Raw genomic sequence first — 13,453 nt, 5'->3', positions numbered from 1 at the left:
GGCGATGCTCATGCAGGCACCGAATATAGGACGTTTGCATGACGAATTACACGGCTCTTTACATCTCTCCCACAAAAAGCTGACCTGCGGAACATAAATGCGGATTTCGAGTCATAGCGATGTGCCACTTCGGCACTTCTTCGCTGTTCACAAGGAAACCCAGTGATGCGCAGCTTTTCGAAAATTTCTTCTGTTGTGTCTGCCACCGCTCTGATCGCCACTTTGGTTCTGCCGGCCAGTGCAATGGCTGTTGAATTGAGTAACAGCAGCGCTTCCTACGGCGACAAGGTTTCACTGATTCACAACGACTACGGCAAAGACGTGGTGATCAGAAGCGATGTCAGCATCGATGACCTGAGAAAAATGCGCGATACCATCAGCGAGCAATCGCGCCAGATCGAAGAACTGAAACGCAGCAGCGGTTCGAGCTCAAGCTCCAGCGGCAAGGAAATCGATGATCTGAAAAACAAGGTCAAAGACCAGGACCGTGAACTGGACACGCTCGGTCGTCAGGTCGAAGACCTCAAGCGCAACAGTGGCTCCAGTTCCAACTCGAACAGCAGCGAGATTTCGAATCTAAAGCAGAAAATCAACGATCAGGATCGGGCGATGGAACAGCTCAAACGTACCGTCGAGGATCTGAGCCGCAAGGTGAAATAAGAGAGGTGGTGCCCGAGACAGGAATCGAACCTGCGACCTTCGCGTTACGAGTGCGCTGCTCTACCGGCTGAGCTACACGGGCGGTGGGCTAAACCTAGCACCGGTTCTGAAGTCCGGCAACTTCGCAGAATGTCTCGATATTTCGCAGACAAAAAAATGCCCCACCGTTTTCACGGCGGGGCATTTTTATTGCGCTAACGCTTTGGGGTGATTAAACGCCCGAAGCCTTGGCCGCTGCCACGTCTTTGATGGACAGCTTGATACGGCCGCGGTTGTCCACGTCCAGTACCAGCACTTCCACTTCCTGGCCTTCTTTCAGGATGTCGGTCACTTTCTCTACGCGAGCGTCGCTCAGCATCGAGATGTGCACCAGACCGTCCTTGCCAGGCAGGATGTTGACGAATGCGCCGAAATCGACGATGCGCTCAACTTTACCCACGTAGATCTTGCCGATCTCGGCTTCAGCGGTGATGCCCAGAACGCGCTGACGTGCTGCTTCAGCGGCTTCCTTGGTTTCGCCGAAGATCTTGATCGAACCGTCGTCTTCGATGTCGATCGAAGCCTTGGTTTCTTCGCAGATCGCACGGATGGTCGCGCCACCTTTACCGATAACGTCACGGATTTTGTCGGTGTCGATCTTCATCGCGATCATGGTCGGAGCGTTGGCCGACAGTTCGGTACGCGACTGGCCAATGATCTGGTTCATCTGACCGAGGATGTTCAGGCGCGCTTCCAGGGCTTGGCCCAGAGCGATTTCCATGATTTCTTCGGTGATGCCCTTGATCTTGATGTCCATCTGCAGCGCGGTAACACCTTTGGCGGTACCGGCTACTTTGAAGTCCATGTCGCCCAGGTGGTCTTCGTCACCGAGGATGTCGGTCAGGACGGCGAATTTCTCGCCTTCTTTAACCAGACCCATGGCGATACCGGCAACCGGCGCCTTCATCGGCACACCAGCGTCCATCAGGGCCAGGGAAGCGCCGCAAACGGAAGCCATCGAGCTCGAACCGTTGGATTCGGTGATTTCCGAAACTACACGGATGGTGTACGGGAACACGTCAGCGGCTGGCAGCATGGCCGAAACCGAACGACGGGCCAGACGGCCGTGACCGATTTCACGACGACCTGCACCACCCATGCGACCACACTCGCCCACCGAGAACGGAGGGAAGTTGTAGTGCAGCATGAACGGGTCTTTTTTCTCGCCTTCCAGGGTGTCCAGCAGCTGTGCGTCACGGGCGGTGCCCAGTGTTGCAACAACCAGAGCCTGGGTTTCACCACGGGTGAACAGCGCCGAACCGTGAGTCTTCGGCAGAACGCCGACTTCGATGTTCAGCGGACGTACGGTTTTGGTGTCGCGGCCGTCGATACGTGGCTTGCCGTTAACGATGTTTTCGCGAACGGTGCGGTATTCGATTTCGCCGAAAGCGGCTTTGACTTCGCTGGACGAAGGCTGGCCTTCTTCACCGGACAGTTTGGCAACCACTTGATCCTTCAGCTCACCCAGGCGAGCGTAACGGTCGGCCTTGATGGTGATGGTGTAAGCCTGGGAGATCGCTTCGCCGAACTCGGCACGGATAGCGCCCAGCAGTTCGGTGGCTTCTGGCGCCGGAGCCCAGTTCCAGGTTGGCTTGGCAGCTTCAGCGGCCAGCTCTTTAACAGCGTTGATCACCACCTGGAATTCGTCGTGAGCAAACAGTACCGCGCCCAGCATCTGGTCTTCGGTCAGCTCTTTGGCTTCCGATTCAACCATCAGTACGGCGTCGGAAGTACCGGCAACGACCATGTCCAGGCTCGAAGCAGCTTGCTGCTCGTAAGTCGGGTTCAGCAGGTAGCCGGTGCTTTCGTGGAAAGCTACACGAGCGGCGCCGATCGGGCCGTCGAACGGAATGCCCGAGATGGCCAGGGCAGCCGAGGTACCGATCATCGCAGCGATGTCCGGATCGGTCTTCTTGCTGGTGGAAACGACGGTGCAGACAACCTGCACTTCGTTCATGAAGCCTTCCGGGAACAGCGGACGGATCGGACGGTCGATCAGTCGGGAAGTCAGGGTTTCTTTCTCGGAAGGACGGCCTTCACGCTTGAAGAAACCGCCAGGGATCTTACCGGCAGCGTAAGTCTTTTCCTGGTAGTGAACCGACAGAGGGAAGAAGCCCTTGCCTGGATCAGCTTGTTTTGCGCCAACTACAGTCACCAATACGCTGACGTCGTCGTCAACGGTGACCAATACTGCGCCGGAGGCCTGACGGGCGATACGGCCAGTCTCGAGGGTAACGGTCGATTGACCGAACTGGAATTTTTTGATTACCGGGTTCACGGTGTCCTACCTTCTTTGTGGCTCTTGGGGGAACTGGTTTCTTGCGAATTCTTGGGCAATGTCGGGAATCGGCCCAACCGTTGTCCGGGGTAAAACGTGTATCCAGATAAAACTTGAGGCTGGGAGCCTGCAAGCCGCCGGCGGTAAACCGCAGACGTCCGACAGACAACCAACCTCATAGCGCAATCGCTGATTAGCGACGCAGACCCAGGCGACCGATCAGAGTCTGATAACGACCCAGATCCTTGCCTTTCAGGTAGTCCAGCAGCTTGCGACGCTGGTTTACCATGCGGATCAGACCACGACGGGAGTGGTGATCTTTACCGTTGGCCTTGAAGTGACCTTGCAGCTTGTTGATGTTGTGGGTCAGCAGTGCAACTTGCACTTCTGGCGAACCAGTGTCACCAACAGCTTGCTGGTAGTCAGCAACGATTTGAGCTTTTTCTTGAACGTCGAGAGCCATGAGGCAATCCTTTTATCAGGAAACTGTTTCAAAGAAACAGCTTCAACAGGCCAGGGACAAATCCCTGTATCTATAAATGAGTAGTGACCGTGCCTGTTAACAGCCACCCTCGCCAGCCTGCTTTGACACAGACCGGTTTCGGTCATTCCGACCGAATCAGTCGACGTGGCGCAATACGCCCGTCTTCGCTCACTTCACCGATACCGATGAAGCGACCATTGTGATCCTGTACCCGTACCATGCCGAACTTCGGAGCATCCGGGGCACGTACCGGCTGGCCGTTGAGCCAGTAGAACGCGCTCGCTTCCGAGAAGTGCAGCAACGGCCAGTCCAGCAGGCCGCTGTCCGATGGCATCAGGAAGCGATCAACTGCTTCGTTGCCGCCTTCGGCATGTACTGCTTCAAGCTCTTCGAGGGTAACCGTCTGCGCGAGGGTGAAAGGCCCGGCCTGGGTACGGCGCAATTCAGCGACGTACGCACCACAACCGAGTTGCTCACCAATATCCTCCACCAGGGTGCGAATATAGGTGCCCTTGCTGCAATCCACCGCAAGACGCGCAGTATCGCCTTCGAAGGCCAGTAATTCCAAGCGCGCAATAGTAACAGAACGCGGTTCGCGCTCCACTACTTCGCCTGCACGAGCCAGCTTGTACAGCGGTTGGCCATCACGCTTGAGCGCCGAGTACATCGGCGGTATCTGACTGATTTGCCCACGAAATTTCGGCAATGCCGCTTCGACATCGGCGCGACCAACGGTCACCGGGCGTTCCTGCAAAACCTCACCTTCAGCATCAGCCGTGGTGGTGGTCTTGCCCAGTTGCGCCAGGGTTTCATAACCCTTGTCGGAATCGAGCAGGTATTGCGAGAACTTGGTCGCTTCGCCAAAGCACAACGGTAAAACACCGGTGGCCAGCGGGTCGAGGCTGCCGGTGTGACCGGCCTTCTCGGCATTCAGCAGCCAGCGAACCTTCTGCAACGCGGCGTTGGAGGTGAACCCCAACGGCTTGTCGAGCAGGATGATGCCACTGACGTTACGACGGATACGTTTGACCTGAGCCACCGAATTACTCCTTGGTGTCTTCAGGTTCAGCAGCGACCGGATGCTGATTGTCTTCAGCAACCGCACGCTCGATCAGGGCCGACAGATGCGCACCACGTACGACGGATTCGTCGTAGTGGAAGTGCAGTTGCGGCACGCTGCGCAGCTTCATTTCACGGGCCAGTTGCATACGCAGGAAGCCTGCGGCGGCGTTGAGCACCTTGATGCTTTGTGCGATGTCTTCAGCGTTGTCCTGGCCCATTACGGTGATGAAAATCTTCGCGTGACCGACGTCACGGCTGACTTCAACAGCGGTAATGGTGACCAGACCCACACGTGGATCTTTGACTTCGCGACGGATCAGTTGAGCCAGCTCACGCTGCATCTGATCGCCGATACGTTGGGTACGGCTGTATTCTTTTGCCATGATTTTGTTACCTGTTACTGCCCAGCGGTGAAACCCGCAAGGTCTGAAAGCGGCAAACGCCCGGCCTGACAAAAGCCAGACCGGGCGTTGCGTTTAGAGTCCGGGTGATGCGCCGCACTGTTGAGTACGGCAGCCCATCACGGCTCCTGAAGTGCGCGAGTTAGAGGCTGCGAGCAACCTGAACCTTCTCGAAGACTTCGATCTTGTCGCCGACTTTGACGTCGTTGTAGCTCTTCACACCGATACCGCATTCCATGCCGGCACGTACTTCGGAAGCGTCATCCTTGAAGCGGCGCAGGGATTCCAGCTCGCCTTCGAAGATAACGATGTCTTCACGCAGTACACGGATCGGACGGTTACGGTGCACAACACCTTCGATCACCATGCAGCCAGCGATCGCGCCAAACTTCGGCGAACGGAACACGTCACGCACTTCGGCCACACCCAGGATGTTCTCGCGAACATCGCTGCCGAGCATGCCGGTCAGGGCTTTCTTGACGTCCTCGATGATGTCGTAGATCACGTTGTAGTAACGCATGTCCAGACCTTCCTGCTCGACGATCTTCCGTGCGCCAGCATCGGCACGCACGTTGAAGCCGAACAGTACAGCGTTGGAAGCCAGTGCCAGGTTAGCGTCGGACTCGGTGATACCACCGACACCGCCGCCAACTACGCGCACTTGTACTTCGTCGTTGCCCAGGCCATTCAAGGCACCGTTCAACGCTTCCAGCGAACCACGGACGTCGGATTTGAGGACGATGTTGAGCGTCTTCTTCTCGGCCTGACCCATGTTTTCGAAGATGTTTTCCAGCTTGCCGGCGTGAGCGCGAGCCAGTTTGACTTCGCGGAACTTGCCTTGACGGAACAGAGCCACTTCACGGGCTTTCTTCTCGTCGGCAACCACGCTCATCTCGTCGCCAGCGTCCGGGGTACCGTCCAGGCCGAGGATCTCGACAGGGATGGAAGGACCGGCTTCCTTGATTGGCTTGCCATTCTCGTCGAGCATGGCGCGAACGCGGCCATAGTTCGAACCGACCAGCACCATGTCGCCTTGGCGCAGGGTACCGTCTTGAACCAGAACGGTTGCCACCGGGCCACGACCTTTGTCGAGACGCGATTCAACCACAACGCCACGGCCAGGAGCCGATGGGGTCGCTTTCAGTTCGAGAACTTCAGCTTGCAGCAGAACGGCTTCAAGCAGCTCGTCCACGCCAGTACCGACCTTCGCCGAAACCGGAACGAACGGCGTATCACCGCCCCACTCTTCGGAAGTCACGCCGTGAACCGACAGTTCGCTACGGATGCGATCGAGATCGGCGCCCGGCTTGTCGATTTTGTTCACGGCTACAACCAGTGGAACGCCAGCCGCTACTGCGTGCTGAACAGCTTCAATGGTCTGCGGCATCACGCCGTCGTCCGCTGCAACCACCAGGATCACGATGTCGGTCGCCTTGGCACCACGAGCACGCATTGCGGTAAACGCGGCGTGACCAGGGGTATCGAGGAAGGTGACCATGCCGCGTTCGGTTTCAACGTGGTATGCACCGATGTGCTGGGTGATACCGCCGGCTTCGCCAGCAGCTACCTTGGCACGACGGATGTAGTCGAGCAGGGAAGTTTTACCGTGGTCAACGTGGCCCATTACGGTCACGACTGGCGCACGGGAGAACGACTCACCTTCAAACTTCAGGGACTCGGCCAGGGAATCTTCCAGGGCGGTGTCGCTGACCAGGGTCACTTTGTGGCCCAGTTCTTCGGCTACCAGTTGAGCAGTTTCCTGATCAAGCACCTGGTTGATGGTCGCTGGAGTACCCAGTTTGAACATGAACTTGATGATTTCAGCAGCTTTGACCGACATCTGATTGGCGAGATCGCCAACAGTGATGGTCTCGCCGATCTGCACATCACGCACGACAGGGCCGGTTGGGCTCTGGAAACCGTGAGCGTTGCGCTTCTTCAGCTTGGCCTTGCCGCGACCACCGCGACGGAAGCCATCGCTTTCTTCGTCGGTAGTGCGTGGCGCCACACGTGGAGCCGGCGCTTTTTCTTTGACCGAGGCGCGATGCGGAGCGTTTTTGCGCTCGCCATCACCACCACCGCTGCGACGATTGTTGTCGTCGGCACGTGGCTTGTCCGGACGGCGCTGTTCGTTCTGCTTGTTGCGAACGTCAGCAGACGGAGCTGGAGCAGCGGCAACTACCGGTGCGCTTTCGCGAACAGGTTCGGCAACTGCAGCCGGCGCCGCAACGGCGTCGCTGGTAGCGGTCTGCGCAGCAGCAGGCTGATTACGCGCTTCTACTTCGGCGCGTTGCTTGGCTTCTTCTTCAGCCTTCTGACGGGCAGCATTTTCTACTGCGCGACGCTCATCCAGTTCACGCTTGCGCTCGGCTTCGATTTCTTCCGGGCTGCGCTGTACGAAAACTTTCTTCTTGCGGACTTCAACGCTGATGCTTTTGCTGCCAGCAACACGCAGGGTGCTGGTGGTTTTACGCTGCAGCGTGATCTTGCGTGGTTCTTCCACTTTCGCCTTGTGGCTGCTTTTCAAGTGAGTCAGCAGGGACTGCTTCTCACTGTCAGTCACATTTTCTTCGGCGGCGGTGTGCGGCAGACCTGCCTCACGCATCTGCTGCAACAGGCGCTCTACCGGTGTTTTGACCTCATCGGCCAGTTGTTTCACCGTGACTTGCGTCATGCACTTCTCTCCTCAGGCCGCGCCTAATTACTCGAACCAGTGGGCTCGGGCGGCCATGATCAACTTGCCGGCACGATCATCGTCAATGCCGTCGATGTCGAGCAGGTCGTCAATAGACTGCTCGGCCAGGTCTTCGCGGGTAATTACGCCGCGCACCGCCAGTTCCATCGCCAAATCCTTGTCCATACCCTCAAGCGAGAGCAGGTCTTCGGCCGGATGGGCGTCTGCCAGCTTTTCCTCAGTAGCGATGGCTTTGGTCAACAAACGATCCTTGGCACGAGCGCGAAGCTCGTTGACGGTATCTTCGTCAAAGCCGTCGATGTTGAGCATTTCTTCCAACGGTACGTAGGCAATCTCTTCCAGGCTGGTGAAGCCTTCATCTACCAGCACCTGTGCCAGGTCTTCGTCGACTTCAAGCTCGTCGATGAAGTTGCGCAGGATGTCGCCGGTTTCTGCTTGCTGCTTAGCCTGGATGTCCGATTCGGTCATCACGTTCAGGGTCCAGCCAGTCAACTGGCTCGCCAGACGCACGTTCTGACCACCGCGACCGATGGCCTGAGCCAGATTGTCTGCGCCAACGGCGATGTCCATTGCGTGGGCATCTTCGTCAACGATAATTGCCGCAACCTCAGCCGGGGACATGGCGTTGATCACGAACTGAGCCGGGTTGTCATCCCACAGGACGATATCAACACGCTCACCGCCCAACTCACCCGACACTGCCTGGACGCGCGAACCGCGCATACCAATGCAAGCGCCTTGCGGGTCGATGCGTTTGTCCTTCGAGCGAACGGCGATCTTGGCGCGCGAACCCGGATCACGGGACGCTGCCATTACTTCGATCAGGCCTTCGGCAATTTCCGGCACTTCGATGCGGAACAGCTCGATCAGCATTTCCGGCGCAGTACGCGACAGGATCAGCTGCGGGCCGCGGTTCTCGGTGCGGATTTCCTTGAGCAGCGCACGCAGACGCACGCCGACACGGAAGGTTTCGCGAGAAATGATGTCTTCACGGGCCAGCAACGCTTCAGCATTGTTACCCAGATCGACGATCACGTTGTCGCGGGTGACTTTTTTCACGGTGCCGGAGATGATTTCTCCCAGGCGCTCGCGATAAGCGTCAACCACTTGAGCGCGCTCGGCTTCGCGAACTTTCTGCACGATGACTTGCTTGGCAGTCTGCGCAGCAATGCGGCCGAACTCGATGGATTCGATCTTTTCTTCGACAACGTCGCCAACCTTGGCACCCGGATGCGTTTCGGCAACCTTGCTTGGCCAGGTTTCGATGGCCGGATCGTCGAGATCATTCTCTTCGACGACCGTCCAGCGACGGAAAGTTTCGTATGCCCCGGTGTGGCGGTTAATTTCCACACGCAGGTCAACTTCGTCTTCAAAACGCTTTTTGGTAGCAGTGGCCAAAGCCAGCTCCAGCGCTTCAAAAATTACGCTTGCCGGTACGCCCTTTTCATTGGATACCGACTCAACAACCAGCAGTACTTCTTTGCTCATCGTACGCCTCGCCTTTCGCAAGCCATTGGATCCGCGGGATCCGCGTCTCAGTCAAAACTGGGAATAATGTTGGCCTTGTCGATCATATCGATCGGCAACAGGAACTCATGGTCATCTACCTGCACCACGACGTCCTGTTCTTCTACACCGCGCAGAAGGCCCTGAAAGTTGCGTCGACCTTCAAAAGGCGAGCGCAGCTTGATCTTCACTTGTTCACCGGCAAACTTTGCAAACTGCTCAAGAGTGAACAGTGGGCGCTCCATGCCAGGCGAGGAAACTTCGAGGGTGTATTCAACGGCGATAGGATCTTCAACATCCAGTACACCGCTGATCTGACGGCTGACAATGGCGCAATCGTCCACCAGCACGCCGCCCTCTTTATCGATATAAACGCGCAACATCGAGTGACGACCCTGAGCCGAAAACTCGATACCCCAGCATTCATAGCCCAGGGCCACGACCACCGGGGCCAGCAAGGCCTGCAACTCTTCTAGCTTGCTCGACACCTGAACCCCCTAGTGCATGATATGTGCATGCTTTGCAAAATAAAAAAATGGGCATAACGCCCATCCTTGAAACGCCGTCGAACAGCGGCGTTGAAAGTGTCCAGCTAACAAAAAGCCCCTGAAAAGGGGCTCCTTAAACTGGTTGCGGGGGCCGGATTTGAACCGACGACCTTCGGGTTATGAGCCCGACGAGCTACCAGACTGCTCCACCCCGCGACAAAGCTGGGGCGGAAGTATACGACCGATCCCTTATAGGGTCAATGTAACCTTCCACCTGCAAGAAAGCCCGCAACAGCGGGCTCTCCTGACTAATTGGTACCGAGAAGGGGACTCGAACCCCTACACCCTATGGGCACAACCACCTCAAGGTTGCGTGTCTACCAATTCCACCACCTCGGCAAAACTACGTTTGAAACCCTTCTTACTTCTGCTCTTGAGCTGGAGGTACGTCAGTCGCTGGAGTAGCCGACTTTTGCTCTTGAAGCACCGGTACATCATCAGAAGCCGGTTGTTGTTGCTTAGGTACTTCCAACACTGCTGGATTTGGGAGACCTGCCTGAGTCAGCTGATGAGCCTTCTCTTTAGCAAAGTAACCTAACCCCAAGCTGGTTATGAAGAAACCGGCGGCAAGTATAGCAGTAAACTTACTAAGAAAGGTAGAGGAACCTTGGCTTCCGAACACAGTATTTGAAGCACCTGCTCCGAAAGACGCGCCAGCGTCCGCACCCTTACCCTGCTGCAGCAAAACCAGAGCAACTACGCCCAATGCACCCAGCAGATGAAAAACGACTACGACTGTTTCCAGCATTTTTTCAGTTTCCCGCGGCGCGACAGATCGCACCGAACTCATCTGCATTCAGGGAAGCTCCACCAATGAGCCCCCCATCGATATCCGGCATGCCGAACAGTTCGACCGCATTGGCCGCCTTCACGCTGCCGCCGTATAGAAGCCGCACACCTCGTGCGACTTCAGAATTCTCTGCCGCCAACTGCTCGCGGATGGCTTTATGCACATCCTGAGCTTGTTGCGGCGTTGCAGTCAGTCCGGTACCAATAGCCCAGACAGGCTCGTAAGCAATGACTGCCTTGGCAAAAGCACCTACACCCAGCTCCTCGATGATGCTGCCCAGCTGACGCCCGACAACCTCAAGAGTTTTCCCGGCTTCACGCTGCTCAAGGGTCTCCCCTATACACAGCACCGGAATCAAGCCACATGCCTGTGCCGCTGCGAACTTGCGATTCAGCATCCCGTCTCGCTCGCCCATTATCTGGCGGCGTTCGGAGTGCCCGACAAGCACCAGGGAACAACCTGCATCCACCAACTGACTCGGAGCAATTTCACCGGTCAATGCACCTTGCATCGATTCCACCGCAGAATTCTGCGCGCCGACCGAAATCGACTTGCCTTTCAAGCCATCAATCACTTGATTGATATACAAGCAAGGCGGGAATACCGCGACATCAACACCGCTTGGCAAGGCCAGATGACGAAGGCCGTTGATCAGCTCAGCGACGCTGGCGCGGGTACCGTGCATCTTCCAGTTACCAGCTACCATAGGGCGACGCATGCTGTACCTCGTCGGTCAAAGTGGGCGCAGATGTTACCCAACACAATCATGGCTTGCAAGCCGAATCAGGCAGAAACTTCAGTTACCAGTTTTGCCAGCTCTTCGGCATAGTTGCGAACTTGTGTTTCGTCCTCGCCTTCGACCATTACACGCACCAACGGCTCTGTCCCGGACTTGCGCAAAAGCACGCGACCGCGCCCCGCCATTGCCTGGGTGACTCGCGCACTGGCTTCCTTGACAGCCGGATGCTCGAGCGGACTTTCGCCACCACCGAAACGCACATTGATCAGTACCTGGGGGCACTTGCGCAATGCCTGACGCGCTTGCGCCAAGCCCTCATTACGAGTCTTCAGCGCCATCAATACTTGCAGCGCAGCAATGATCGCATCACCGGTCGTGGTGTGATTGAAGCAAACGATGTGCCCCGAATTCTCACCACCGACCAGCCAATTGCGCTCAAGCAACTCGGCGATCACGTAACGGTCGCCGACATTGGCACGAATAAATGGAATGGAAAGCTCTGCAAGCGCGAGCTCCAGCCCCAGATTACTCATCAATGTGCCAACCACGCCGCCCTGCAATTTGCCACGCTCATGCAGGTCTCGGGCGATGATGTACAACAATTCGTCGCCATCAACAATGGCACCCGTGTGGTCAACCATCAAAACCCGGTCGCCATCACCATCAAAAGCAATACCCAGGTCGGCGTGCTCAGCGAGTACCGCAGCCTGCAACTGTCCCATATGGGTCGAGCCGCAATTTTCGTTGATGTTCAGACCATTAGGTTGCGCCGACAGAACGACGACCTCTGCACCCAACTCGCGGAAAACGCTCGGAGCCACCTTATAGGTCGCACCATGCGCACAGTCGATAACGATCTTGAGGCCGGAAAAACTGGTCCCCGTTGGCACGCTGCTTTTGCAGAATTCGATGTAGCGCCCTGACGCATCGTTGATCCGCGAAACTTTGCCGATCTTGCTCGACTCGACCACGGTCATCGGAGTATCAAGCAACTCCTCGATCATCAATTCCAGCTCATCCGGCAATTTGGTGCCTTTACCGGAAAAGAATTTGATGCCGTTATCGTCATGCGGATTGTGCGAAGCACTGATCACGATGCCGGCCTCAGCCTGGAACGTGCGCGACAGATAGGCGATCGCCGGCGTCGGCATAGGGCCCAGCAGCATCACATCGGCACCCGCCGACGTCAGGCCGGCCTCAAGCGCCGACTCGAACATATAACCGGAAATCCGTGTGTCTTTGCCGACCAGCACCTTGCAGGCACCCATCTTGCGAAAGGCCATGCCGGCCGCCCAGCCGAGCTTGAGCATGAAGTCAGGAGTAATCGGGTATTCACCGACGCGACCACGAATGCCGTCGGTACCAAAGTATTTCTTGCTCATAAGTGCTCCACCATTCTTATTCGGCTGACTCTACGGCTGCGATCATGCGCACCACGTCTACCGTTTCCGCAACATCATGGACGCGCAATATACGCGCACCTTTAACAGATGCCAGCGCTGCCAGCGCCAGACCACCAAAAAGCCGCTCGCCAACCGGGCGATTCAGGGCATGGCCGATCATGCTTTTGCGCGAAACGCCGACCAGCAACGGTCGACCCAGCGCATGCAGGGCTTCCATATGCTTGAACAAGCTTAGATTGTGCTGCAGGGTTTTGGCGAAACCGAAACCCGGATCGAGAATGATTCGCTCGGCAGGAATACCGGCAGCCGCACATTGCGTCATGCGCTCAGCGAGAAAGTCGCCCACTTCGCGCGTGACATCCTGATAATGCGGATTGTCCTGCATATCTCCGGGCTCGCCGAGCATATGCATGAGGCACACCGGCAAACCGGTAGCCGCCGCCGCATCCAGTGCGCCGTCGCGCTGCAGCGAACGCACATCGTTGATCAACCCGGCCCCCAAGCGCGCGGTTTCGCGCATCACGGCGGGTGTGGAGGTATCCACCGAAATGATCACATCAAGCTCACGATTGATCAGCTCGACGATCGGCGCCACACGTTCAAGCTCTTCGAGCGGGGACACTGCTCGCGCGCCAGGACGAGTAGATTCGCCACCAACATCAATCAGCGTCGCACCGGCTGCAACCATGGCGGCAGCGTGACGCAAGGCTGCATCCAGCTGGCTGTATTGCCCGCCGTCGGAGAAAGAATCAGGGGTGACATTGAGAATACCCATGACATGCGTCTGGGCCAAATCAAGAACCCGGTTGCCGCAAGGCAACCGGGTCAGGGACTGTACAGAAGTCATT

12 protein-coding genes and 3 tRNA genes are annotated in these 13,453 nt (G+C 56.9%); 1 reads left to right on the top strand and 14 read right to left on the bottom strand.

What is annotated here, in order from left to right:
- The first annotated feature begins 165 nt into the window (after positions 1–165).
- Positions 166–660, top strand: coding sequence for a hypothetical protein (locus AC5SEM_RS00590; RefSeq protein ID WP_123594497.1), 495 nt, complete (start codon positions 166–168; stop codon positions 658–660).
- A 6-nt stretch (positions 661–666) separates the two neighbouring features.
- Here AC5SEM_RS00590 and AC5SEM_RS00585 read toward each other — a convergent pair.
- The 14 genes from AC5SEM_RS00585 to folP form a co-directional block, all read right to left on the bottom strand.
- Positions 667–742 (bottom strand) — tRNA-Thr (locus AC5SEM_RS00585).
- Positions 743–871: 129 nt separating this feature from the next.
- A complete protein-coding gene (gene pnp / locus AC5SEM_RS00580) occupies positions 872–2,977 on the bottom strand; it encodes a polyribonucleotide nucleotidyltransferase (protein ID WP_053117036.1) in 2,106 nt (701 codons plus the stop codon).
- A 193-nt stretch (positions 2,978–3,170) separates the two neighbouring features.
- Positions 3,171–3,440, bottom strand: a complete 270-nt coding sequence (gene rpsO / locus AC5SEM_RS00575) for a 30S ribosomal protein S15 (RefSeq protein ID WP_003177875.1) — start codon at positions 3,438–3,440, stop codon at positions 3,171–3,173.
- Positions 3,441–3,582: 142 nt separating this feature from the next.
- Positions 3,583–4,500, bottom strand: coding sequence for a tRNA pseudouridine(55) synthase TruB (gene truB, locus AC5SEM_RS00570; RefSeq protein ID WP_034154423.1), 918 nt, complete (start codon positions 4,498–4,500; stop codon positions 3,583–3,585).
- A 4-nt stretch (positions 4,501–4,504) separates the two neighbouring features.
- Positions 4,505–4,906, bottom strand: a complete 402-nt coding sequence (gene rbfA, locus AC5SEM_RS00565) for a 30S ribosome-binding factor RbfA (RefSeq protein ID WP_007915259.1) — start codon at positions 4,904–4,906, stop codon at positions 4,505–4,507.
- A gap of 160 nt (positions 4,907–5,066) precedes the next feature.
- Positions 5,067–7,598, bottom strand: coding sequence for a translation initiation factor IF-2 (gene infB / locus AC5SEM_RS00560; RefSeq protein WP_077571040.1), 2,532 nt, complete (start codon positions 7,596–7,598; stop codon positions 5,067–5,069).
- A 27-nt stretch (positions 7,599–7,625) separates the two neighbouring features.
- Complete coding sequence (gene nusA, locus AC5SEM_RS00555; protein WP_077571038.1) at positions 7,626–9,107, bottom strand: transcription termination factor NusA; 1,482 nt, start codon at positions 9,105–9,107, stop codon at positions 7,626–7,628.
- A 47-nt stretch (positions 9,108–9,154) separates the two neighbouring features.
- Positions 9,155–9,613 (bottom strand): ribosome maturation factor RimP, encoded by a 459-nt coding sequence (rimP, locus tag AC5SEM_RS00550; protein ID WP_077571035.1) that lies wholly within the window; start codon positions 9,611–9,613, stop codon positions 9,155–9,157.
- A gap of 139 nt (positions 9,614–9,752) precedes the next feature.
- Positions 9,753–9,829, bottom strand: a tRNA-Met gene (locus AC5SEM_RS00545).
- Between the two features lie 97 nt (positions 9,830–9,926).
- A tRNA-Leu gene (locus AC5SEM_RS00540) sits at positions 9,927–10,012 on the bottom strand.
- A 22-nt stretch (positions 10,013–10,034) separates the two neighbouring features.
- On the bottom strand, positions 10,035–10,421 hold the full coding sequence (secG, locus tag AC5SEM_RS00535) for a preprotein translocase subunit SecG (protein WP_016986497.1): 387 nt from the start codon (positions 10,419–10,421) through the stop codon (positions 10,035–10,037).
- A 4-nt stretch (positions 10,422–10,425) separates the two neighbouring features.
- A complete protein-coding gene (gene tpiA, locus AC5SEM_RS00530) occupies positions 10,426–11,181 on the bottom strand; it encodes a triose-phosphate isomerase (RefSeq protein WP_016986498.1) in 756 nt (251 codons plus the stop codon).
- Between the two features lie 65 nt (positions 11,182–11,246).
- Positions 11,247–12,584, bottom strand: coding sequence for a phosphoglucosamine mutase (glmM, locus tag AC5SEM_RS00525; RefSeq protein WP_495471942.1), 1,338 nt, complete (start codon positions 12,582–12,584; stop codon positions 11,247–11,249).
- 16 nt (positions 12,585–12,600) lie between these two features.
- Positions 12,601–13,452: a dihydropteroate synthase gene (gene folP, locus AC5SEM_RS00520; RefSeq protein WP_495471941.1), complete on the bottom strand. Its 852-nt coding sequence runs from the start codon at positions 13,450–13,452 to the stop codon at positions 12,601–12,603.
- Position 13,453 lies beyond the last annotated feature (1 nt).

Source organism: Pseudomonas sp. CH61, assembly GCF_059429415.1.
The sequence above is the reverse complement of the archived record's forward strand: the minus strand, read 5'-3'. Positions and strand labels throughout refer to the sequence as shown.

What these genes read in the sequence shown, in the direction of transcription:
- glmM (WP_495471942.1), bottom strand. Translation starts at nt 12,584, where the DNA reads ATGAGCAAGAAATACTTTGGTACCGACGGCATTCGTGGTCGCGTCGGT.
- secG (WP_016986497.1), bottom strand. Translation starts at nt 10,421, where the DNA reads ATGCTGGAAACAGTCGTAGTCGTTTTTCATCTGCTGGGTGCATTGGGC.
- rpsO (WP_003177875.1), bottom strand. Translation starts at nt 3,440, where the DNA reads ATGGCTCTCGACGTTCAAGAAAAAGCTCAAATCGTTGCTGACTACCAG.
- tpiA (WP_016986498.1), bottom strand. Translation starts at nt 11,181, where the DNA reads ATGCGTCGCCCTATGGTAGCTGGTAACTGGAAGATGCACGGTACCCGC.
- infB (WP_077571040.1), bottom strand. Translation starts at nt 7,598, where the DNA reads ATGACGCAAGTCACGGTGAAACAACTGGCCGATGAGGTCAAAACACCG.
- nusA (WP_077571038.1), bottom strand. Translation starts at nt 9,107, where the DNA reads ATGAGCAAAGAAGTACTGCTGGTTGTTGAGTCGGTATCCAATGAAAAG.
- AC5SEM_RS00590 (WP_123594497.1), top strand. Translation starts at nt 166, where the DNA reads ATGCGCAGCTTTTCGAAAATTTCTTCTGTTGTGTCTGCCACCGCTCTG.
- folP (WP_495471941.1), bottom strand. Translation starts at nt 13,452, where the DNA reads ATGACTTCTGTACAGTCCCTGACCCGGTTGCCTTGCGGCAACCGGGTT.
- rbfA (WP_007915259.1), bottom strand. Translation starts at nt 4,906, where the DNA reads ATGGCAAAAGAATACAGCCGTACCCAACGTATCGGCGATCAGATGCAG.